Here is a 20,641-nt window from a genome sequence, read left to right as displayed (position 1 = left end):
AGCCGCACATGACCAGCTTTCTTTCCCTTCGCGGCATCGGCAAGTCCTTTGGCGCCACGCGCGTGCTCGACGGCATCGACCTGGACATCGAGCCCGGCGAGTTCGTCTGCCTGCTCGGTCCTTCGGGCTGCGGCAAGACCACGCTGCTGCGCATCGTGTGCGGCATCGAGCGCGCCGACAGCGGGCAGATCCTGCTCGGCGGCCAGGACATTGCGGGCCTGCCGCCGGCGGCGCGCGGCTTCGGCGTGGTGTTCCAGTCGTACGCGCTGTTCCCCAACCTCACGGCGGCGCAGAACATCGCCTACGGCCTGCACCCCACGGGCGCGCTGGCGCGCGAGATGGCCAAGCGCTCGCGCGAAATGCTCGACCTCGTCGGCCTCACCGCGCATGCCGACAAGTACCCCGTGCAGCTCTCGGGCGGCCAGCAGCAGCGCATCGCGCTGGCGCGCGCCCTGGCGCCCAACCCGCGCCTGCTGCTGCTCGACGAGCCGCTGTCCGCGCTCGACGCGCAGGTGCGCGCCACGCTGCGCAGTGAAATCCGCGCGCTGCAGAAGCGCCTGGGCATCGTCACCATCATGGTCACGCACGACCAGGAAGAAGCCCTCTCGATGGCCGACCGCGTGGTGCTGATGCACAACGGCCGCATCGAGCAGGCCGGCACGCCCGACGAGCTGTACCGCAAGCCGCGCACCCGCTTCGTGGCGGGTTTCGTGGGCCGCATGAACATGCTGCCCGCCACCGTGCTGGCCGACGGCAAGGTGCGCGTGCGCGACAGCGAGCTGTTCTGCGCGCCCGGCAGTCTCAGCGTCGGCTCGCAGGCCACCGTGGGCATCCGGCCCGAGCATGTGGTGGTGAAGCGCTTCGGTTCCGAGCTCGGCACCAACAGCTTCGCCGCGCGCCTGCTCGACACCGAGTTCTTCGGCAACCGCACCTCGGCCCGCCTGGCCTGCGAGCCGCTGGGCATCGAGATCGAGGCCGAGCTGCCCGCCGATGCGCGCAGCGGCGGCGAAGAGCCGCTGGTGCCCAGCAGCATGGTGCACATCCAACTGCCTTTGAACGCGCTGTCGGTCCTGGCGCAATGACATGACATCGCGTGTGCGAGGTCCTTGTCGCGTGGTGCGCAGCCATCTAGGGCGCGCTCCCGCCGACGGGGTACCTTGCTCCGCGAATGTCCCCCGCCCTTCGGGCTCCTCCTTGATTTCGCTGCGCAAGGCACCCCATCGGCGTGAGCGTGACGCACAGCGGTCGTTGATCGGCCGCACACCAGCGCTGCGTCCCGTGCGCAGGACACTGGGTGCTTCCCGCAGCGAAATCAAGGAGGAGCCGAAGGCGGGGGACATTCGCGGAGGGAAGTACCCGGTGGCCTGTGCACGCGCCCTGAACAACGACACCAAAAGAACAACAACATGAGCACCCCTTCCGAAGCCCTAGCCCCGATCGCCATCCCGCGTTCGAATCACTTCGACCGCGAACGCTGGCTCACCGGCGCCGCCGTGCTGCTCGTCGTGCTGCTGCTCGTCGTGATCGTCGCGCTCCCCGTCGGCGCGCTGGTCGGCCAGAGCTTCTACGACCGCGCAGGCAGCTTCGTCGGCCTGACCAACTTCGCGCGCTACCTCGAGAGCCCCGCACTCGTGCAGTCGGCCTTCAACAGCGTGCTGCTCGCGGTGATCAGCGCCGTGCTGTGCACCGCCATCGCCTACGTGTACGCCTACGGCCTCACGCTCTCGTGCATGCCCGCCAAGGGCCTGCTGCGCGCCGTGGCGCTCATGCCGCTGCTGGCGCCTTCGCTGTTGCCGGCCATCAGCCTGATCTACCTGTTCGGCAACCAGGGCCTGTTCAAGGGGCTGCTGGGCGACCTGTCGATCTACGGCCCGCTGGGCATCGTGCTCGGCTCGGTGTTCTGGACGCTGCCGCATGCGCTGCTGATCCTCACCACCGCCATGGCCACCTCGGACGGGCGCCTGTACGAAGCCGCGCAGACCCTGGGCGCCTCGCGCTGGCGCATCTTCCGCACCGTCACGCTGCCGTCGTCACGCTACGGCCTCATCGTGGCCGCGATGGTCGTGTTCGTGCTCGTCATCACCGACTTCGGCGTGCCCAAGGTCGTGGGCGGGCAGACCGGCGTGCTCGCGACCGACATCTACAAGCAGGTGGTCGGCCAGCAGAACTTCCAGATGGGCGCGGTGGTCGGCCTCGTGCTGCTGATTCCGGCCGTGCTGTCGTTCCTCGTCGAGCGGCGCGTGCGCCGCAAGCAGGCCGCGGCGCTGTCGGCGCGCGCCACGCCCTACCAGCCTGAGCCCGTGAAGACGCGCGACCGCGCACTGCTCGTGTTCTGCACGCTCACCGCCATCGCCATCGTCGTGATGATCGGCATGGCCGTGTTCGCCTCGCTCGCCAGCTACTGGCCCTACAAGCTCACGCCCTCGTTGAAGAACTACGACTTCAGCAACATGGACGGCGGCGGCTGGGGCAGCTACGGCAACTCGCTGCGCCTGGCGCTGTGCGCGGCCGTGGCGGGCGCGCTCGCCACCTTCGTGTCGGCCTACTTCGTGGAGAAGCCGCGCCACTTCGGCCTGCTGCGCGAGCTGCTGAACCTGCTGGCCAACCTGCCGCTCGCGGTGCCGGGGCTCGTGCTCGGCGTGGGCTACATCTTCTTCTTCAACTCGGCGGCGAACCCGCTGCACGGGCTGTACGGCGGCATGGCGATCCTCGTGATCTGCACCGTGGCGCACTTCTTCTCGGTGGCGCACCTCACCTCGCTCACCGCGCTGCGCCAGCTCGACCGCGAGTACGAGCTGGTGTCCGAGTCGATGGGCGTGCCGTTCTGGCGCACGCTGTGGCGCGTGCACCTGCCGGTGGCGCTGCCCACCGTGCTCAACGTGGCCGGCTACTTCTTCGTCAACGCGATGACCACCGTGTCGGCCGTCGTGTTCCTCTATTCGCCGCAGACCACGCTGGCCGCCATCGCCGTGCTCAACATGGACGATGCCGGCGACGTGGCGCCCGCCGCCGCCATGGCCTCGCTCATCATGCTCACGGCCGCCGTCGGCCGCGGCCTGTTCGCGCTGGCCGGGCACTGGGCGCTGAAGCGCACGCAAGCCTGGAGACAACGTTGATGAACCCCAGCATGTCCGTCGACAGCTTCGATGTGATCGTGGTCGGCGCCGGCATCGTCGGCCTGGCCCATGCCTACACCGCCGCGCAGCGCGGCCTGCGCGTGTGCGTGGTCGAGCGCGATGCGGCGTGCCTGGGCGCCTCGATCCGCAACTTCGGCTTCATCACCGTCACCGGCCAGGCGCCGGGCGACATGTGGCGCCGCGCCATGCATTCGCGCGACGTGTGGCAGGCCGTTGCGCCGCAGGCGGGCATCGACATCGTGCACCGCCACCTCTGGCTCGCGGCGTACCGGCCCGAGGCGCATGCCGTGCTCGAAGCCTTCCTGCGCACGCCGATGGCCGAGGCCTGCGCGCTCATCGACGCCGCCGACGCGCAGGAGCGCGCGCCCGGCCTCAACCTCGCGCAGGCGCGCTCGGTGCTGTTCAGCCCGCACGAGTTGCGCGTCGAATCGCGCACCGCCGTCGGCCTGCTCGCGCGCTGGCTGTCCGAGGTGCACGGCGTCGTGTTCCGCTTCGGCGAGACGGTGCACGAGATCGAAACCCCGCGCGTGCGCACCTCGCGCGGCACCCTGCGCGGCGAGCGCGTGGTGGTCTGCACCAACACCGAGCTGCACGGCTTGTTCGCCGGCCGCATCGCCGCGCACGACCTCACGCTGTGCCGCCTGCAGATGCTGCGCGTGCAGCCCGAGGCCGGCTTTCGCCTGCCGGGCGCGGTGATGACCGACCTGAGCCTGGTGCGCTACGAGGGCTACAGCAGCTTGCCTGAAGCGGCGGCGCTGCGCGCGCGGCTGATGCAGGAAGAGCGCGCCTCGCTCGACCACGGCATCCACCTGATCGTCGTGCAGAGCGCCGACGGCTCGCTGGTGGTCGGCGACTCGCACCACTACGGCGACGCGCCCGAACCCTTCACCATCGAGGCGGTCGACCAGCTCATCCTGCGGCACCTGCGCAGCACGCTGAATCTCGAGACCGCGCAGGTCACCGAACGCTGGACCGGCGTGTACCCGTCCTCGAAGACCACACCTTGCGTGATCGACGCGCCCGACGACGCCACGCGCGTGGTGCTGGTCACCAGCGGCAGCGGCGCGAGCACGGGCTTCGGCATTGCCGCCGATGTGTTCGACGCGTGGTGAGCACCACCGCCTTCTTCATCCCTTTTCTTCTTCCGTCGCCATGAACGCCCACCCCCATGCCAGGCTGCAGGCCGTCGTCTTCGACTGGGCCGGCACCATCCTCGACTTCGGTTCTTGCGCGCCCATGGGCGCTTTCGTGAAGCTGTTCGCACAGTTCGGCATCGACATCACCATCGACGAGGCCCGCGCCCCGATGGGCATGGCCAAGTGGGACCACATCAAGGCCCTGGGCACGCAGCCGCGCATCGCCGCGCAGTGGGAAGCCGAGCACGGCCATGCCCTCAGCGACGCCGACGTCGACCGCCTGTACGAGGTGTTCACGCCCATGAACGCGGCCAGCGTGCGCGACCATACCGACTTCATTCCGGGCGCGATCGAGGCCGTCAACGCGGCGCGCGAACGCGGCCTGAAGATCGGCTCCACCACCGGCTACAACCGCCCGATCATGGACGTCGTCACGCCCATCGCCGCGGCCGGCGGCTATGCGCCCGACAACCTCGTGTGCGCGGGCGACCTCGCGGCGGGGCGCCCGTCGCCGCTCATGATGTACCGCTGCTTCGCCGACCTCGGCGTGTGGCCGCCGCACGCCGTCGTCAAGGTCGACGACACCGGCGTGGGCCTGCAGGAAGGCCTGAACGCCGGCACCTGGGCGGTCGGCGTGTCGGTCAGCGGCAACGTCAACGGCCTGACGCTGGCCGAGTGGCAGGCGCTCGACGCCGACAGCCAGCAGGCCCGCCGCGCCCGCGCCACCGCCGAGCTGCAGGCCGCCGGCGCGCACTACGTGATCGACAGCGTGGCTGACCTGCCGAACGTGCTCGAAGACATCGAGCGCCGCCTGCAGGCCGGCGAGCGGCCGGAAGTCCTTTTGCGCTGAAGCAGAAAGCTCGCTTTACCGACGGTGGCTGGCGCTGCCGTCCGACTTGACGCGTCATTTCGCAGGCTTAGCATGCGCCGCATGCGAAGCACAGCCTTTGTTCTTCTGCTCTGTCTCGGCCTGCTGACCGCGGCCTGCGACGGCAAGCGCAAGCCCGGCATTCCGATGCCGAAGGCCTTCTTGTCGTCGAGCGTCGTGGTGGTGATGGCACCTGCGCCGTTCGTGGGCTGAGGCTGCCGGAGCGTTCAGCGCACCGGCCGCGGCGAACGTCTCAGGACGGGACGTACGCCAGCACTTCATCGCCCGCTGCATCGAGTTCGCCCTTGGGCTTCCAGCCCAGGTGCCGGTAGAACCCGTGCGAGCGCACCTGCGGATCGGGCGAACAGCCCAGGAAGAGCCGCTGGAAGCCCAGCCCCTTGAACTCTTCGACCATCAGCGCGAGCAACGCCTTGCCGATGCCCTGGCCTTCATACGCAGGCAGCAGCGCCAGCACGCCGATCTCGCCGGTGTCCCGCTCGCCGAAGCAGTAGCCCGCCAGCACGCCATCGGCGAGGGCCACGTAGCCGGGCAGCGAGCCGTCGGCGATGCCGGCTTGCCAGCTCTCCAGGGTGATGCCGAGCGCCTTCAACTCGTCGACCGAGAAGGCGTTCTCTCGCGTGCGGCCTCGCAGGTCGAGGCACGCGGGTGTGTCTTCGGGAATGGCTTGTCTGTAGGTGATGGGCATGCGTCGGGTGCTCGAGGGCGCGCGCAGCAGGCGGCGCGGCCTTCCGCGAGAATGCCACACGACATGCGCCGCCCGATGCATGCGTGGAGACAAGAATGAAGACGCAAGAGACAACCATCGTCCACCAGCCCGACTCGCGCTACGCCATGGTGCGCCTGGCGCTCACGCTGCTGGTCATGACGGTCGGCAGCAGCGGCATGTACGTGGTGTCGGTGATGCTGCCTGCCGTGCAGGCCGAGTTCGGCGTGGCGCGCGCCGATGCCTCCATGCCCTACACGCTGCTGATGCTGGGCTTCGGTTTCGGCGGCGTGCTCATGGGCAAGCTGGCCGACCGCATCGGCGTGATGAAGCCGCTGCTGATGGGCTCGGTCTTCCTGGCCGCCGGCTACATCGCCACGGGCCTGTCGCAAGGCATCGTGTCCTTCACCATCGCGCAGGCGCTGCTGGTCGGCCTGCTCGGCAGCTCGGTGGCCTTTGCGCCGCTGGTGGCCGACACCTCGCTGTGGTTCGTCAAGCGGCGCGGCATCGCGGTGGCGGTGTGCGCCAGCGGCAACTACCTCGCGGGCGCCGTGTGGCCGCCCATTGCGCAGCACTTCGTCGAGCAGGTGGGCTGGCGCCAGACCTACATCGGCATGGGCATCTTCTGCGGCGTGACGATGGCGCTGCTCGCACTGTTCTTCCGCGCACGGCCGCCGGTATTGGTCGAGGTGGCACCGATGTCGCAGACCCCGGGCAGCACCCTGGTGCGCGACATGACGCGCCCCTTCGGCCTGAGCATGGGCACGGCGCAGGGCCTGCTGTGCGTGGCGGGCGTGGCCTGCTGCGTGGCGATGGCGATGCCGCAGGTGCACATCGTGGCCTACTGCGGCGACCTGGGCTACGGCCCGGCGCAGGGCGCGATGATGCTGTCGCTGATGCTGGGCTTCGGCATCGTGAGCCGGCTGGTGTCGGGCGCCATCTGCGACCGCATCGGCGGGCTGCGCACGCTGATGCTGGGCGGCGTGCTGCAGTGCGTGGCGCTGCTGTTGTTTTTGCCCTTCGACGGGCTGGTGCCGCTGTACGTGATCTCGGCGCTGTTCGGCCTGTTCCAGGGCGGCATCGTGCCCTCGTACGCGATCATCGTGCGCGAGCACTTCCCGCCCAGTGAAGCCGGTGCGCGCGTGGGCACGGTGCTGATGTTCACGCTGTTCGGCATGGCGCTGGGCGGCTGGATGTCGGGCAAGGTGTTCGACCTGACGGGCAGCTACCACGCGGCCTTCCTGAACGGCATCGGATGGAACCTGGTGAACGTGAGCATCGCGGCGTTCCTGCTGTTCAGGGTGAGCCGGATGCGACGGGGTGGGGTGGCGGTGGCGGCTTGATGTTCTTGCCGGGCCTAGGCTCGCGGTTGATAGCGCAGAAGAGCAAGATCCCCCAGACCATCAATGCGCCTTTCTTCAACGGGCTCACCTACTAGTTCTTCGAAATACTTGATCCATCCTGAAGTTAGGTTCTGCATGAAGATGGGATCTATGCATTCAAGATGATTCCGCTGGGCTCTCGCCATGACAAGGCATGGCTTCGACGTCGATGGGTGAGTCGCCGGCATGTTCACAGTGAAGTACACGACATTCGTGATGTTCCGAAAACTCTGCCCCAGTATTCGCCAGATCAGATAAATCACTGCATCTGCTTCCAGCGCATAGTTTCCATCGTTGGCTACGAGAAGAAGCCCCTGATAGTTTTGCAACCCGAGTCGCTCAGCGGTTGCTTTGATCTGCTTATTCGCTTTGAGTACTCGGCGCTGAATCGGTGTTTTGTAGACCTCAAGTAGTGCGTGTTGACAGATGGGGGGCAGCGTCTTGGATTCGATTCGGACAGATTCACCGTAGTACGTCGGAATGGTCCCATCTGCCATCCACTTGTCAAACAGTGTTTGAATCTTGGCCTGTAGTAGCTCGTCTTCGCTCTTGTCGTCTTCTAGGCATTTGAGCTCGGCCACCACAGAATGCTGTGGGAAGTAGTAGTCGGCATTCGGGTGATTTGGCGATGGTCCTAGGACATCTGAGACAACTGTTCCTCCAAACCTACGGACGAATTCATTGAAATTTTCTTCGATGGCCAGAGAGATGGGCATGCCCGGTCCTAGTTGTTCGCTTAGTGCGTCAGATCAGCGTTGAATGTCATCGTAAAACCAATGCGGTGCCGCTGATGACTGGCCCTAGCCGATAGGCGTTGGGCCGCGAGACGTCGCTGTCTCAGCATGCCCCGCTTCCTAATTCATCGTCGGCTGCTGCGGCGGCGACGTGATGAAGAACCGGATCGGCACCTCCCGCCACACCACCGTGCCATCGTCCGGCATCGGCTTGAAGCGCCATGTGCGGACGGTCTCGACGGCCGAGCGGTCCAGCCGTGCGTGGCCGCTCGACTCTTTCACCTCGACGCTCGTGGGCAGGCCGGCCGGCGTGGTGCGCACGCGCAGCAGCACCATGCCTTGCTCCCCGTTCATCCGCGATTCGGCCGGGTAGGGCGCGTTCGGGTTGGGGGGCTGCGGCGACCACTCGCCGGGCGCCGGCGGCGGCGGTGCCGCGCAGGCGGCGAGCAGCGCGGCGGTGGTGGCGACCGCCAGGAGCGCGTGTCGGGGAGCGTGGCGTGGTGTCTTCATCGGCGTTCCGCAATCCTTCGAAAGGAGGCCCCGCGCATTGTGACCCGGGCGCGTTCGCCGCCTTCGCGCCCGGTACGTAGTTCCCCTCGCGGCTGCGTCAGATTCCGATCAGCTTGCAAAAAGAGCATCGATCCGTCCGGCGACTCCCTCCGGACGGAGACACGCCCGCACCGGTTGCACCGGTCGCGGGCGCATTCGAATCACAACACTCCGTGAGCGTATGAATGAAAAATAGAAACCTTGTCAGAGGTCTGTTCCTCATGGCGATCGCGCTGGCCTTCGGCCTGACCGCGCTGCGCTATCCCATCGGCGACTTCAGCCGGGCGGGGCCGGGCCTGTTCCCCGTGATGGTGAGCAGCCTGCTGCTGCTGATCGGCGTGGCCACGGTGGTCCGGTCGTTCGTGGTGGCGCCGGTGACGCTGGACCTGAACTTCAAGAACATCGGACTCATCCTGTCGAGCCTGTGCGGGTTCGCGCTGATCTCGATGTACGTGAACATGATCGCGGGCATCGTCTTCATGGTGTTCTGTTCGGCCTTCGCGGGCAGCTCCAACTCGTGGGTGCGCAACGTGAAGATCTCGGCGGGCCTGATCGCCATGGCGCTGGCGCTGCAGAAGCTGCTCGGCCTGAACCTGCCGCTGTTCTGAGGCCACGACCATGACGGAAGTCCTGAACAACCTGGCGTTCGGTTTCTCGCACGCCCTGACACTCCACAACCTGATGTACTGCGCCATCGGCTGCACGGTGGGCACGCTGGTCGGCCTGCTGCCGGGCCTGGGGCCGCTGGCCACCATCAGCCTGCTGCTGCCGCTGACGTATTCGATTCCCACCACCGGCGCGCTGATCATGCTGGCCGGCATCTACTACGGTGCGCAGTACGGCGACAGCGTGAGCGCGATCACGATGAAGATCCCGCACGCCAGCAGCATCGTGGCCTGCATCGACGGCTACGCGATGACGCTCAAGGGCCAGACGGGCCTGGCGCTGTTCACGGCGGGCTTCTCCAGCTTCATCGGCGGCACGGTCGCGATCCTGGTGCTGTCGTTCCTGGCACCGACGCTGGGCGAGGTGGCCTTCCTGTTCGGCCCGGCGGACTACGTCGCGATGATGCTGGTGGGCTTCGTGTGCGTGAGCTTCGTGACCACGGGCAGCCTGCTGAACGGGCTGGCGATGTGCATGATCGGCGTGCTGCTGGGCACCATCGGCACCGACGTGAACAGCGGCATGGCGCGCTTCACGATGGACATGCCGTTCCTGACCGACGGCGTGGGCATCGTGAGCATCGCGCTGGGCTGCTTCGGCATCGCCGAGATCACGAAGAACCTCGACTCGCGCGAGGAGCGCTCGCCCTTCAACGGCAAGATCAACCTCATTCCGACCTGGGCGGAGTTCAAGCGGATCATTCCCAGCGCGCTGCGCGGCAGCGTGGTCGGCTCCATCCTGGGCATCCTGCCCGGCGGCGGCCCGACCATTGCGCAGTTCGCGGCGTACGCGCTGGACAAGAAGGTCAGCAAGTACAAGCACGAGATCGGCACCGGCTGCATCGAGGGTGTGGCCGGCCAGGCGGCGGCCGACGAGGCGGCGGCGCGCACGAGCTTCATTCCGCTCATGAGCATCGGCATTCCCGAGAACGCGGTCATGGCGCTGATGCTGGCGGCCTTCATCATCAAGGGCATTCAGCCGGGCCCGAACATGATCGCCAGCCACCCCGAGCTGTTCTGGGGCCTGGTGGCCAGCATGTGGATCGGCAACGTGTTCCTGCTGGTGCTGAACGTGCCGCTGGTGCGCTACTGGCTCTCGGTGTTCAAGATCCCGTACAGCGTGCTGTTCCCGTCGATTTTGTTCTTCTGCTGCATCGGCACCTACAGCGTGAACAACAACCTGCAGGACGTGTTCATCACCGCCGCGTTCGGCTTCATGGGCTACATGTTCATGCGGCTGGAGCTCGACGCCGCGCCGCTCATGCTGGGCTTCATCCTCGGGCCGATGCTCGAGGAGAACTTCCGCCGCGCGATGCTGCTGAGCCGCGGCGGCTTCGGCACCTTCGTGTCGCGGCCCATCAGCGGCACGCTGCTGGGGCTGATCGCGATCTTCGTGGTGTGGCAGCTGGTGGCGTTCGTGCTGCAGGCGCGCAGGAAGAACGGGGCACAGGCGTCTGTCGCGCTGGAACCGCAAGAGTAGGTCGACATGCCCGAACAACGCCCGCCCCTTCGGCGGGCGTTGTCGTTTCAGCTTGCTTCTGCCACCAGCCGCCCCAGGGTCTGCAAGGCCTGCTCGCTGTGCGCGTCCCACGCGTGGCCGTAGTTCAGCCGCAGGCAGTTCGAGAACGCGCGCGTGGCCGAGAAGATCGGGCCGGGCGCGACGCTGATGTCGCGCTCCAGCGCCTGGCGATGGATCTCCAGCGCGTCTACCTGCGCCGGCAATTCCACCCACAGGAAGTACCCGCCCAGCGGCCGCGTGGCGCGCGTGCCGGCCGGAAAGTAATGGCCCACGGCCTGCGTGAAGCTGGCCTGCTGCATCGCCAGCGTCTGGCGCAGCTTGCGCAGGTGCTTGTCGAAGCCGCCCTTCTCGAGGTAGTCGGCCAGCGCCAGCTGCGCGGGCACCGAGGTGCTGAGCGTGGTCGTGAGCTTCTGGCGCGCCACCGTGCGCGCGAAGCGCCCGGCCGAGGCCCAGCCGATGCGGTAGCCGGGCGCGAGGCTCTTGGAGAACGACGAGCAGTGCAGCACCAGCCCCTGCGTGTCGAAGGCCTTGGCCGGCGGCGGGCGGCGCTCGCCGAAGTAGAGCTCGGCGTACACGTCGTCCTCGATGAGCGGCAGTTCGTGCCGCGCGAGCAGTTCGACCAGCGCCTTCTTCTTCGCATCGGGCATCAGGCTGCCCAGCGGGTTCTGGAAGGTGGTCATGAGCCAGCAGGCGGTCGGCTTGTGCGCGGCGATGGCCTGCGCCAGCGCGTCGAGGTCGATGCCTTCGCCCGGGTGCGTCGGCACCTCGATGGCGCGCAGGCCCATGCGCTCGAGCGCCTGCAGCGCGGCATAGAAGGTGGGCGACTCGACGATCACCGCGTCGCCCGGCCGCGTCACGGCCGAGAGGCACAGGTTGAGCGCTTCGAGCGCGCCGTTCGTGACGACGATCTCCTCGGCCGGCACCGGCAGGCCGTCGGCCAGGTAGCGCAGCGCGATCTGTCGGCGCAGGGCGGCGCTGCCGGGCGTGAGGTCGTCCACGGTGCGCCACGGGTCGAGCGCCTTGGCGCTGGCCGCCATGAACTGGCCCAGCCGCGCCAGCGGAAACAGCAGCGGGCTCGGAAAGGCCGAGCCGAAGGGCACGACCTGGCGCGACATGCTGGCTTCGAGGATGTCGAACACCTGGTCGCTCACCTCGAGCGCGCGCGGGCCTTCGGCGGGGCGCGAGGTGAGGGTGGTCTCGGGCGGCGCGTCGCGCAGGCCGCCGCCGGCCACGTAGTAGCCCGAGCGGTCGCGCGCGCGCACCAGCCCGCGCGCCTCCAGCAGGTAGTAGGCTTGGAACACGGTGGAGGCGCTCACGCCGCGGCTGCTGCCCGTGTGGCGCACGGAGGGCAGGCGGTCGCCGGTCTTGAGGGTGCCGTTGCGGATCGAGGCCTCGATGTCCGAGGCCAGGGCTTCATAACGCTTCATCGGTGGGCCGTTGTCATTCGCGGGGACTCTAATCTGATATGGTGAATCGAGCTGGATCTGCATCTGTTTTTTTTGACCCGTTTGCGCGACAGTGGACCCATGTTCAATCTGATGCGCGCGGTGCGCGCCGTACTCTGGAGCTTCATCGGGCTGGGCGGCCGCCGGGCCGACGCCGACAAGCGGACCGCCCAGCTGGGCATCCTGCCGCTGATCGGCGTGGGGCTGTGCATGGCCCTGCTGCTGATCGCGGGCCTGCTGGCCCTGGCGCATTTCGCGGCAGGCACGTGATGAAGGCCGTGCTCCACCGGGCCGCGCTGGCCCTGGCGCTGCTGTTGCCGCTTGCGCCCATCGCGGCGCAGGCCGCCACCACCACCGTGCCCGACACCATCGAGCAGCGCGTGGCCGCCTGCATCGCCTGCCACGGGCGCGAAGGCGCCACCACCAACGCCGGCTTTTTCCCGCGCCTGGCGGGCAAGCCGGCGGGCTACCTGTTCAACCAGCTCGTGAGTTTTCGCGACGGGCGCCGCTTCAACAGCGACATGACCTACATGGTCCAGCACCTGTCGGACGACTACCTGCGCGAGATGGCCGAGTACTTCGCCAACCTGTCGCTGCCGTACGCGGCGGTCTCGCCGCAGAGCGACGCCTCGCCCGAGCAGTTGCGGCGCGGCCGCCAGCTGGCGCTCGAAGGCGACGCCGCGCGCCAGATCCCGGCCTGCGTGCAGTGCCACGGCGCCGCGCTCACGGGCGTGCAGCCGGCCATTCCGGGCCTGCTGGGCCTGCCGCGGCTGTATGTGTCGTCGCAGCTCGGCGCCTGGCTCACCAAGGAGCGCCACGCGCCCGCGCCCGACTGCATGGCGCAGATCGGCCAGCGCATGACCACCGCCGACATCAACGCCGTGGCCAGCTGGCTGGCCGTGCAGCCGATGCCGGCCGACACCCGCCCGGCGGCCTCGCTGCCCGCGCCGCTGCCCGTGACCTGCGGCGGCATGCCGACCGCAGCGAAACCTTGAGAACCCGATGACCGCGCGACTGAGACATTTCGGCTGGGCCCTGCTGGGCCTGGTCACCCTGGCGGCCGTGCTGGCCGGCGTCGTGCTGGCGCTGAACCTGCGCGGCGAAGACCCGCTGCCCGAACGCGCCGAAGCCTTCGAAGCCACGCCGCAGCTCGTCGAACGCGGGCGCTACCTCGCGCTGGCGGGCAACTGCGCCGGCTGCCACACCACGCGCGGCGGCCAGCCCTATGCGGGCGGCGTGCCGCTCGAAACGCCGTTCGGCACCATCTACGCGACCAACCTCACGCCCGATGCGACGCACGGCATCGGCGGCTGGAGCAGCGCGCATTTCTGGCGCGCCATGCACAACGGCCGCAGCAAGGACGGGCGCCTGCTGTACCCGGCCTTCCCGTACCCGAACTTCACGCAGGTCACGCGCGAAGACTCCGACGCCCTCTACGCCTACCTGCGCAGCGTGGCGCCGGCCGACACCGAAAACAAGGCGCACCGCCTGCGCTTCCCGTACGACACGCAGGCCGCGCTCGCGGTGTGGCGCGCGCTCTCGTTCAAGCCGCAGCCCTTCGTGGCCAACGCGAACAAGCCGGCCGAATGGAACCGCGGCGCTTACCTGGTCGGCGGGCTGGGCCACTGCATCGCCTGCCACGGCAGCCGCAACTCGTTGGGCGCCACAGAAACCAAGCTCGGGCTGTCGGGCGGCCTGATCGCGGTCGAGAACTGGTACGCGCCCTCGCTGGCCGATCCGCACGAAGCGGGCGTGGCCGACTGGCCCGCGGCCGACGTCGTGGCGCTGCTCAAGTCGGGCACCTCCCCGCGCGGCTCGGTGATGGGCCCGATGGCCGACGTCGTGTTCCGCAGCACGCAGTACCTGAGCGACGCCGACCTGGGCGCGATGGCGATCTACCTGAAGGACCTGCCCGAGGCCGTGAAGAAGGACGCCCCCGAAGCAACCAAGGCCCCCGCCGCGCCGGTGCAGCGCGACGCCGGCGCGATGGTGCGTGGCGCGAAGATCTACGACCAGCGCTGCGCCTACTGCCACGGCGACCAGGGCCAGGGCGCGGCCGGCGCCTACCCGCCGCTCGCGGGCAACCGCGCGGTGACGATGGCGCGGCCCACCAACCTGATCCAGGTGGTCGCGCACGGCGGCTTCCTGCCCGCCACGGCCGGCAACCCGCGCCCCTACGGCATGCCGCCGTTCGGGCACGCGCTCGACGCCACCGAGGTGGCCGAGGTGCTCACCTACATCCGTGGGTCGTGGGGCAACAACGCCGCGCCGGTCACGCAGCTGGACACCATGCGGCGCTGACGCGCACGGCGCACCGCTTTTTCAGGCGGTGTGCGGATGCCGCGCACTCTCGTACAGCGTGCGCGCCAGGTCGCGGTGCGTGGCCAGCAGCGGCGCCAGCTCGAAGCCCGTGAAGCGCCCGTCGCGGATGCGGACCACGCCGTCGATCACGCTCAGCGATGCCGCCACCGGCGTGCAGAACACCAGCGCCGCCACCGGGTCGTGCCAGGCGCCCGCGTGGTCCACGCCGCGCATGTCGAAGGCCACGAGGTCGGCCGACATGCCCGGCGCCAGCGCGCCGATGTCGTCGCGCCCGAGCACGCGCGCGCCACCGACCGTGGCGATCTCCAGCGCCTCGCGCGCCGTCATGGCGGCGGGGCCGTAGCCCACGCGCTGCAGCAGCATGGCCTGGCGCGTCTCGCCCAGCATGTGGGCGCCGTCGTTCGATGCGCTGCCGTCCACGCCCAGGCCCACGGGCACGCCCGCGCGCCGCATCGCGCCGATGGGCGCGATGCCCGAGGCCAGCCGCATGTTCGAGCACGGGCAGTGCGCCACGCCGGTGCCGGTGCGACCGAAGAGCGCGATGCCGGCGTCGTCGAGCTTCACGCAGTGCGCGTGCCACACGTCGTGGCCGACCCAGCCCAGGTCTTCGGCGTACTCGGCCGGCGTCATGCCGAACTTCTCGCGCGAGTACGCCACGTCGTTGTCGTTCTCGGCCAGGTGCGTGTGCAGCGACACGCCGCGTTCGCGCGCCAGCTCGGCCGACAGCCGCATCAGGTCGCGCGACACCGAGAACGGCGAGCAGGGCGCCAGCACGATGCGGCGCATCGAATGGCGCGCGGGGTTGTGCCAGCGGTCGATGAGGCGTTCGCTGTCGCGCAGGATCGCGGCCTCGGTCTCCACCACCTCGTCGGGCGGCAGGCCGCCGGCGCTGCGGCCCACGCTCATGCTGCCGCGCGCCGCGTGGAAGCGCATGCCCATGGCGTCGGCGGCCTCGATCGAGTCGTCGAGCCGCGAGCCGTTGGGGAACAGGTAGAGGTGGTCGCTGCTGGTGGTGCAGCCCGAGCGCATGAGCTCGGCCATGGCGGTCTGCGTCGACACGCGGATCATCTCGGGCGTGAGCCGCGCCCACAGCAGGTACAGGTTCGTGAGCCAGCCGAAGAGCTCGGCGTCCTGCGCCTCGGGCACGGCGCGCGTGAGGCTCTGGTACATGTGATGGTGCGTGTTCACCAGCCCGGGCATCACGACATGGCCGTGCATGTCGATGGCCTCGGCCTGGCCGCTGCGCAGCGCGTCGAGGTAGGGCGCCGGCAGCTCGGCCGTGGCGCCCACCCAGGCGACGGCGGGGCCGTCCATCACCACGGCGCCGTCGGGGATCTCGCGCCGGGCGGCGTCCATGGTGACGAGCACGTCCGCGTGGCGGACGATCAGCAGCGGCGGGCGCTGCGGTGAAGAGGACGAAGGGTTCTGGAAGGTCATTCGGTACCGTGCGAAGTGCGCGCCGCCATCGCGAAGGAGCGTTCCTTCGACAGCACGCCGTTGTAGAAAAGATTGAGCAGCACCGCGGCCAGCGTGCCCAGCACGATGCCGCTGTGCGTCAGCGGATGGGTCCAGGCGGGGAAGTGCTGGAAGAAGTTCGGCGACAGCGTCGGGATCAGTCCGAGCCCGATGGAAATCGCGATCACGTACAGCGCGTGGCGGTTGTGCGCATAGTCGATCGCGCCCAGGATGCGCACGCCCGTGGCCGCCACCATGCCGAACATCACGATGCCCGCGCCGCCGAGCACGAACTGCGGCACCGAGGCCACGATGTGCGCGATCTTCGGAAAGAGCGCGAGCGCGATCAGCATCAGGCCACCGCCCGCGGCCACGTAGCGCGAGCGCACGCCCGTCACCGTGACCAGCCCCACGTTCTGCGAGAACGAGGTGTAGGGAAAGGTGTTGAACACACCGCCGATGACCGTGCCCAGCCCGTCGGCGCGCAGCCCGCGTGTGAGTGCGTCGGTCGTCACCTTGCGGCCGGTGATCTCGCCCAGCGCGAGGAACATGCCGGTCGATTCGACCAGCGTGATGAGCATCACGATGCACATCGAGGCGATGGCCGTGAGCTCGAAGCGCGGCAGGCCGAAATGAAAGGGCGTGGTCACGGCCATCCAGCTGGCTTCCTCGAGCCCGTCGAAATGCATGCGCCCGAGCGCCAGCGACAGGCCCACGCCGAACACGATGCCCAGCAGCACCGCGATGTTGGCGATGAGGCCCTTGCCGAAGCGCGTGATCGCGATGATCACCGCCAGCACCGCCGTGGCAATTGCCAGGTTCACCGGCTCGCCGTAGGCCGGGTTGGCCACCGCGTGCGCCACGCCGTCGACCATGCGGGTCGCGGTGGGCTGGCCGCCGGCGGCCCAGTTGATGGCCACGCCCATGAGCGACACACCGATCAGCGTGATGACCGTGCCCGTGACCAGCGGCGGAAACACGCCCAGCACGCGCCCCATGAGCGGCGCGACCAGCATGCCGAACACGCCCGCCACGATGGTCGCGCCGTAGATCGCGGGCAGCCCGAGCGAGGGGTCCATGCCGATGGCGATCATCGGCCCGACGGCCGCGAAGGTCACGCCCATCATCACCGGCATGCGGATGCCGAAGCGCCAGAAGCCGATGGCCTGCACCAGCGTGGCGATGCCGGCGGCGAACAGGTCGGCGTTGATGAGGAAGGCGATGTCGGCCTTCGAGAGGCCGAGCGCGCCGCCCACGATGAGCGGCACGGCCACTGTGCCTGCGTACATCACGAGCACGTGCTGCAGGCTCAGTGCGCCGCAGCGAGCGAGCGGAAGCTTCTGGTCGACCCCTTCGCCGTCTCCTGCGGGGGTCTTTTTATCGTTCGAGAACATGGGAACCTTTCCTGCCGATGAACCGGCGCGGCAGTCTAGGAGCGATGTCTTTGCACATGCAAAGTCAATAAATGACGCGCCCTGTGCACAAAAAGTGGACGGTCATTCAGAGGGGAATTTCAGGGTGCCAGCAGGTCGTCCAGGCAGGCCACGACATGGTTCGCGAACAGCTCGGCCGCCGCGCTCGGTGGCTGCGCGGCGCGGGTCTCGAGCGTGAGCGTCTGGGCGCGCAGCGTGGGGTCGCGCAGCGGCACGAAGACCAGGCTGCCGTCGTTGCGCTCTTCGTCCACGTCCAGGCGATTGAGCAGCGTGATGCCGCCGCCGTCGCGCACCAGCCGGCGCATCAGCGCGGTGGAGGTGGTCTCGACCACGGGCGACACGCGGATGGCCGAGCGCTCGAAGGCGGCATCGAGGATCGGGCGGATCGACAGCGAGGGCGCGGGCAGGATCAGCGGGTAGCCCACGCACTCCGCCAGCAGCGCGGTCGCATGCGCCGTGAGCGGATGGCCCGGCGGCACCACCGCGCCGATCGGCCACTCGCTGCTGAACAGCGTGCGAAAGCCGGCCGTGCCGGGCACGTCGTAGGCCAGCGCCAGGTCGGCATCGCCTTCGGCCACGCTGCGCAGCACGGCCGCGATGGGCAGGCCCAGCAGCTTCAGCTGGATGCCCGGGTGCGCGGCGCGAAAGCGCTGCACCACGGCCGGCAGGAAGGCGTCGGCCAGACCGGCCGTGGTGGCCAGCGTGACCTCGCCCTGGCGCAGGCCGCGCACGTCCTCGATGCGCTGGCGCACGAGGTCGAACTCGCGCAGCGTGCCGCGCGCATGCGCCAGCACGATCTCGCCCACGGGCGTGAGCTTGAGCGTGTTGTGGATGCGCTCGAACAGCGGCGCGCCCAGTTCTTCCTCGAGGTTGAGGATCTGGCGGTTGACGGCCGTGGGCACGACGTGCAACTGCTCGGCCGCCTTGCGGATCGAGCCCGCGCGAACCACTTCGACGAAGTACCGGATGACCTTGGCGTGCATGAATTCCCCCGCGCCGCTGGCGGGCGCGGGGGGATCATGCCTACGTCTTCAGAGGTCGGGCAAGCCCATCGCCGGATCGCTGACCGTGTGCTTGCCGGTTTCCACGCGGCCGGCGAAGCGGCGGTAGAAGGCCGGGTCGCTGTCGCAGGTGACGGCGAAGTCGTACCACTGGCCGCTGGCGGCCAGTTCCCAGTGCTGCTCGGCCTGCGCGCCGCCGTTCACTGTCGCGTTCCACGGGCCGTCGTCGCGGTAGGCCTTGGCGCGCACCGTGAACTTGCACGCAGCCTTGCCGTCGTTGCGCATCTGCAGGTAGACGTTGCCGTTGGCGATGTCGTAGCAGACACGCACCTCGGGCGCGGCCACGCCGCCGGCGCGCAGGCGGTTGAGGTCGCCCTTGAAGTGGCGGTGGTAGCCGTTGGGGCCGAGCACCCACAGGTCGTAGAAGCCGCTGTTGTCGATCGCAGCGGTCCAGCTGTCGTCGAGCGTCTTGCCGGCCTCGACCATGTAGCGGCGCGGCAGGCGGTCGAGATTGAGCTTGTCGTACACGTGGAACACGGCCGCGGCCTTGCCGGTGTTCGAGAAGATCAGCTTCACAGTGCCGGCGAGGGTGTCGGCCCTGGCGCTCGTGTGCAGCTCGTAGGGCAGGGCGCGCGATGGGCGCGTGCCGGTGGCCTGGCGCGGCAGCTGCGGATCGGTCGGCAGCGGCACCAGCGGCAACGCCTGCTGGTCGTTGCGCACCTTGTCGGCGTCGGTCCTGCTCAGTTTGCCCGCGAGAGTGGGCAGGGCCTCGGTGTTCGGCGTGGCGAAGTTGAAGGCGCTCGTGAGGTCGCCGCACACCGCGCGCCGGAAGGGCGAGATGTTGGGCTCCTTCACGCCGAAGCGCGTTTCGAGGAAGCGCAGCACCGAGGTGTGGTCGAAGGCCTGCGAGCTGACCCAGCCGCCGCGGCTCCAGGGCGAGATCACGTACAGCGGCACGCGCGGGCCGGGGCCGAAGACGCGGTTGTCGGGCTTCGGCTGCGAGGTGCTGCCGTCGGGTGCCGGCTGCGTGAAGTACTCGGGCTTCAGGGCGTCGGCGGCGAGCGTGGTCTTGCCGGCCGGCGTCTTGTCGGGGTTGAGCGAAGGCGCCGACGGCGAGGGCATGTGGTCGAAGTAGCCGTCGTTCTCGTCGAAGTTGACCAGCAGCACGGTCTTGCTCCACACCTCGGGCACGGCGGTGAGCGCATCGAGGATTTCCTGGAGGAACCATGCGCCCTGCACCGGGCTGGACGGGCCCGGATGCTCGCAGTAGGCGGAGGGCGCGTTGATCCAGCTGACCTGCGGCAGGCGGCCGGCCTTGATGTCGCGCCGGAACGCGTCCAGGTAGTCCTCGGGCTTGTCGCCGGGCAGCGTGTTGGCGATGCCCTTGTACAGCGGGTTGCCCGGGTTGTCGCTGGCCGCGTCGTAGGCGTGGAAGGGAAGCTTCTGGCCCGTGTCGGAAAACGGCGCCTTGTAGTAGCCGCTGGTCACCGGGTAGGGCGACGCGCGATTGGCGCGGCGGAACTGGCGGAACGCGCCCAGCATGTTGTCGCCCCACTCGTCGGGCATGTTCTGGTAGCAGATCCAGCTCACGCCGGCGTCTTCGAGGCGCTCGGCGTAGGTCTTCCACGTGTAGCCGGTGTCGACCTTGCTGGGGGTGGCGTCCAGCCAGTCCCACTCGTTGCTGACGAAGGCCACGTTCTGCGCGGTCGGGCCGTTGGTGCCGGTGATGTGGAACGAGCGGTTCGCGTCGGTGCCGGTGTGCATCGCGCAGTGGTACGCGTCGCACAGCGTGAAGGCATCGGCCAGCGCGAACTGGAACGGGATCTCGGCCTGCTTGTGATACCCCATGGCCTTGGGCGTCTTGTAGCGCGCCCATTCGTTCATGCGGCCGCCGCCCCAGGCCTGCTGGCTGTCGTCCCAGTCGTGCGGCGTGCCGCCGTCGCGCTGTGCGTTGCCCTTGCGGCTGTCGAAGTGGTACGGCAGCACCACGTTGCCGTTGGCATCGCTTTGCTGCCAGACGTTGAGGCCCTTGGGCAGCGGAATGGGGAAGCGGTCGCCGAAGCCACGCACGCCGGCCAGCGTGCCGAAGTAGTGGTCGAACGAACGGTTCTCCTGCATCAGGATCACGACGTGCTCGACGTCCTTGATCGTGCCGGTCTTGTTGTTGGCCGGAATGGCCAGCGCGCGCCGGATGCTCGGCGGAAAGGCCGAGAGCGCGAGCGCGGCGGCACCGGTGGTGGCGGGGCCGGTGAGGAAGTTGCGGCGGGAGGTCAT

General features: G+C 68.8%; 19 protein-coding genes. 11 read left to right on the top strand and 8 right to left on the bottom strand.

The features are described 5' to 3' along the window. The first annotated feature begins 8 nt into the window (after positions 1 to 8). The 5 genes from VHAB30_RS20875 (at position 9) to VHAB30_RS30970 (ending at position 5,354) form a co-directional block, all read left to right on the top strand. Complete coding sequence (locus tag VHAB30_RS20875; protein WP_070060031.1) at positions 9 to 1,082, top strand: ABC transporter ATP-binding protein; 1,074 nt, start codon at positions 9 to 11, stop codon at positions 1,080 to 1,082. 324 nt (positions 1,083 to 1,406) lie between these two features. Beyond that, positions 1,407 to 3,116: a putative 2-aminoethylphosphonate ABC transporter permease subunit gene (locus tag VHAB30_RS20870; RefSeq protein ID WP_159278489.1), complete on the top strand. Its 1,710-nt coding sequence runs from the start codon at positions 1,407 to 1,409 to the stop codon at positions 3,114 to 3,116. After that, on the top strand, positions 3,116 to 4,249 hold the full coding sequence (locus tag VHAB30_RS20865) for a TIGR03364 family FAD-dependent oxidoreductase (RefSeq protein WP_235926874.1): 1,134 nt from the start codon (positions 3,116 to 3,118) through the stop codon (positions 4,247 to 4,249). The genes VHAB30_RS20870 and VHAB30_RS20865 overlap by 1 nt, the downstream gene beginning before the upstream one ends. Positions 4,250 to 4,289: 40 nt before the next feature. Then, positions 4,290 to 5,123, top strand: coding sequence for a phosphonoacetaldehyde hydrolase (gene phnX, locus VHAB30_RS20860; RefSeq protein ID WP_159278488.1), 834 nt, complete (start codon positions 4,290 to 4,292; stop codon positions 5,121 to 5,123). Between the two features lie 81 nt (positions 5,124 to 5,204). Further along, a complete protein-coding gene (locus tag VHAB30_RS30970) occupies positions 5,205 to 5,354 on the top strand; it encodes a hypothetical protein (protein ID WP_167394971.1) in 150 nt (49 codons plus the stop codon). A 40-nt stretch (positions 5,355 to 5,394) separates the two neighbouring features. On the opposite strand, the gene VHAB30_RS20855 is transcribed toward VHAB30_RS30970, so the two are convergent. Continuing rightward, the gene (locus VHAB30_RS20855; protein ID WP_159278487.1) at positions 5,395 to 5,847 is read right to left on the bottom strand and encodes a GNAT family N-acetyltransferase; all 453 of its coding nucleotides are present in this window, start codon (positions 5,845 to 5,847) and stop codon (positions 5,395 to 5,397) included. Between the two features lie 95 nt (positions 5,848 to 5,942). Here VHAB30_RS20855 and VHAB30_RS20850 point away from each other — a divergent pair, with 95 nt between their 5' ends. Continuing rightward, positions 5,943 to 7,208, top strand: a complete 1,266-nt coding sequence (locus VHAB30_RS20850) for an MFS transporter (RefSeq protein ID WP_159278486.1) — start codon at positions 5,943 to 5,945, stop codon at positions 7,206 to 7,208. Between the two features lie 14 nt (positions 7,209 to 7,222). Here VHAB30_RS20850 and VHAB30_RS20845 read toward each other — a convergent pair whose 3' ends face one another. Then, the gene (locus tag VHAB30_RS20845; protein ID WP_159278485.1) at positions 7,223 to 7,963 is read right to left on the bottom strand and encodes a hypothetical protein; all 741 of its coding nucleotides are present in this window, start codon (positions 7,961 to 7,963) and stop codon (positions 7,223 to 7,225) included. A 138-nt stretch (positions 7,964 to 8,101) separates the two neighbouring features. Continuing rightward, positions 8,102 to 8,491: an energy transducer TonB gene (locus tag VHAB30_RS20840; RefSeq protein WP_159278484.1), complete on the bottom strand. Its 390-nt coding sequence runs from the start codon at positions 8,489 to 8,491 to the stop codon at positions 8,102 to 8,104. A gap of 224 nt (positions 8,492 to 8,715) precedes the next feature. Here VHAB30_RS20840 and VHAB30_RS20835 point away from each other — a divergent pair, with 224 nt between their 5' ends. Together VHAB30_RS20835 and VHAB30_RS20830 are read left to right on the top strand one after the other, a co-directional pair. Continuing rightward, positions 8,716 to 9,138, top strand: coding sequence for a tripartite tricarboxylate transporter TctB family protein (locus tag VHAB30_RS20835; RefSeq protein ID WP_390904004.1), 423 nt, complete (start codon positions 8,716 to 8,718; stop codon positions 9,136 to 9,138). 10 nt (positions 9,139 to 9,148) lie between these two features. Next, positions 9,149 to 10,672 (top strand): tripartite tricarboxylate transporter permease, encoded by a 1,524-nt coding sequence (locus VHAB30_RS20830; RefSeq protein ID WP_159278482.1) that lies wholly within the window; start codon positions 9,149 to 9,151, stop codon positions 10,670 to 10,672. A 47-nt stretch (positions 10,673 to 10,719) separates the two neighbouring features. Here VHAB30_RS20830 and VHAB30_RS20825 read toward each other — a convergent pair whose 3' ends face one another. Further along, complete coding sequence (locus VHAB30_RS20825; protein WP_159278481.1) at positions 10,720 to 12,138, bottom strand: aminotransferase-like domain-containing protein; 1,419 nt, start codon at positions 12,136 to 12,138, stop codon at positions 10,720 to 10,722. 99 nt (positions 12,139 to 12,237) lie between these two features. Between VHAB30_RS20825 and VHAB30_RS20820 the strand changes: the two genes are divergently transcribed. Genes VHAB30_RS20820 through VHAB30_RS20810 form a run of 3 tightly spaced genes read left to right on the top strand, consistent with a single transcriptional unit; the run spans position 12,238 to position 14,457 of the window. Further along, positions 12,238 to 12,426, top strand: coding sequence for a DUF2970 domain-containing protein (locus VHAB30_RS20820; protein WP_056573062.1), 189 nt, complete (start codon positions 12,238 to 12,240; stop codon positions 12,424 to 12,426). Beyond that, positions 12,426 to 13,151: a c-type cytochrome gene (locus VHAB30_RS20815; protein ID WP_159278480.1), complete on the top strand. Its 726-nt coding sequence runs from the start codon at positions 12,426 to 12,428 to the stop codon at positions 13,149 to 13,151. The genes VHAB30_RS20820 and VHAB30_RS20815 overlap by 1 nt, the downstream gene beginning before the upstream one ends. A 7-nt stretch (positions 13,152 to 13,158) precedes the next feature. Further along, on the top strand, positions 13,159 to 14,457 hold the full coding sequence (locus VHAB30_RS20810) for a c-type cytochrome (protein WP_159278479.1): 1,299 nt from the start codon (positions 13,159 to 13,161) through the stop codon (positions 14,455 to 14,457). A gap of 21 nt (positions 14,458 to 14,478) precedes the next feature. Here the strand turns inward: VHAB30_RS20810 and VHAB30_RS20805 are convergent, their stop codons facing one another. The 4 genes from VHAB30_RS20805 to VHAB30_RS20790 all read right to left on the bottom strand — a co-directional run bounded on the left by VHAB30_RS20805 (position 14,479) and on the right by VHAB30_RS20790 (position 20,641). After that, the gene (locus VHAB30_RS20805) at positions 14,479 to 15,915 is read right to left on the bottom strand and encodes an 8-oxoguanine deaminase (RefSeq protein ID WP_159278478.1); all 1,437 of its coding nucleotides are present in this window, start codon (positions 15,913 to 15,915) and stop codon (positions 14,479 to 14,481) included. After that, the gene (locus VHAB30_RS20800; RefSeq protein ID WP_159278477.1) at positions 15,912 to 17,327 is read right to left on the bottom strand and encodes a nucleobase:cation symporter-2 family protein; all 1,416 of its coding nucleotides are present in this window, start codon (positions 17,325 to 17,327) and stop codon (positions 15,912 to 15,914) included. The genes VHAB30_RS20805 and VHAB30_RS20800 overlap by 4 nt, the downstream gene beginning before the upstream one ends. A 119-nt stretch (positions 17,328 to 17,446) precedes the next feature. Then, positions 17,447 to 18,349: a LysR substrate-binding domain-containing protein gene (locus VHAB30_RS20795; RefSeq protein WP_159278476.1), complete on the bottom strand. Its 903-nt coding sequence runs from the start codon at positions 18,347 to 18,349 to the stop codon at positions 17,447 to 17,449. 48 nt (positions 18,350 to 18,397) lie between these two features. Beyond that, a complete protein-coding gene (locus VHAB30_RS20790; protein WP_159278475.1) occupies positions 18,398 to 20,641 on the bottom strand; it encodes a phosphocholine-specific phospholipase C in 2,244 nt (747 codons plus the stop codon).

This window comes from Variovorax boronicumulans (genome assembly GCF_009811375.1).
GTDB classification, from domain to species: Bacteria; Pseudomonadota; Gammaproteobacteria; order Burkholderiales; family Burkholderiaceae_C; genus Variovorax; species Variovorax boronicumulans.
Note: the sequence above shows the minus strand (reverse complement) of the source record. Positions and strands in the feature narration are given on the sequence as shown.

Bases quoted from the DNA above. Each gene is read 5' to 3' on its own strand.
- VHAB30_RS20875 (WP_070060031.1), top strand. From the start codon at position 9: ATGACCAGCTTTCTTTCCCTTCGCGGCATCGGCAAGTCCTTTGGCGCC.
- VHAB30_RS20870 (WP_159278489.1), top strand. From the start codon at position 1,407: ATGAGCACCCCTTCCGAAGCCCTAGCCCCGATCGCCATCCCGCGTTCG.
- VHAB30_RS20865 (WP_235926874.1), top strand. From the start codon at position 3,116: ATGAACCCCAGCATGTCCGTCGACAGCTTCGATGTGATCGTGGTCGGC.
- phnX (WP_159278488.1), top strand. From the start codon at position 4,290: ATGAACGCCCACCCCCATGCCAGGCTGCAGGCCGTCGTCTTCGACTGG.
- VHAB30_RS30970 (WP_167394971.1), top strand. From the start codon at position 5,205: ATGCGAAGCACAGCCTTTGTTCTTCTGCTCTGTCTCGGCCTGCTGACC.
- VHAB30_RS20855 (WP_159278487.1), bottom strand. From the start codon at position 5,847: ATGCCCATCACCTACAGACAAGCCATTCCCGAAGACACACCCGCGTGC.
- VHAB30_RS20850 (WP_159278486.1), top strand. From the start codon at position 5,943: ATGAAGACGCAAGAGACAACCATCGTCCACCAGCCCGACTCGCGCTAC.
- VHAB30_RS20845 (WP_159278485.1), bottom strand. From the start codon at position 7,963: ATGCCCATCTCTCTGGCCATCGAAGAAAATTTCAATGAATTCGTCCGT.
- VHAB30_RS20840 (WP_159278484.1), bottom strand. From the start codon at position 8,491: ATGAAGACACCACGCCACGCTCCCCGACACGCGCTCCTGGCGGTCGCC.
- VHAB30_RS20835 (WP_390904004.1), top strand. From the start codon at position 8,716: ATGAAAAATAGAAACCTTGTCAGAGGTCTGTTCCTCATGGCGATCGCG.
- VHAB30_RS20830 (WP_159278482.1), top strand. From the start codon at position 9,149: ATGACGGAAGTCCTGAACAACCTGGCGTTCGGTTTCTCGCACGCCCTG.
- VHAB30_RS20825 (WP_159278481.1), bottom strand. From the start codon at position 12,138: ATGAAGCGTTATGAAGCCCTGGCCTCGGACATCGAGGCCTCGATCCGC.
- VHAB30_RS20820 (WP_056573062.1), top strand. From the start codon at position 12,238: ATGTTCAATCTGATGCGCGCGGTGCGCGCCGTACTCTGGAGCTTCATC.
- VHAB30_RS20815 (WP_159278480.1), top strand. From the start codon at position 12,426: ATGAAGGCCGTGCTCCACCGGGCCGCGCTGGCCCTGGCGCTGCTGTTG.
- VHAB30_RS20810 (WP_159278479.1), top strand. From the start codon at position 13,159: ATGACCGCGCGACTGAGACATTTCGGCTGGGCCCTGCTGGGCCTGGTC.
- VHAB30_RS20805 (WP_159278478.1), bottom strand. From the start codon at position 15,915: ATGACCTTCCAGAACCCTTCGTCCTCTTCACCGCAGCGCCCGCCGCTG.
- VHAB30_RS20800 (WP_159278477.1), bottom strand. From the start codon at position 17,327: ATGTTCTCGAACGATAAAAAGACCCCCGCAGGAGACGGCGAAGGGGTC.
- VHAB30_RS20795 (WP_159278476.1), bottom strand. From the start codon at position 18,349: ATGCACGCCAAGGTCATCCGGTACTTCGTCGAAGTGGTTCGCGCGGGC.
- VHAB30_RS20790 (WP_159278475.1), bottom strand. From the start codon at position 20,641: ATGACCTCCCGCCGCAACTTCCTCACCGGCCCCGCCACCACCGGTGCC.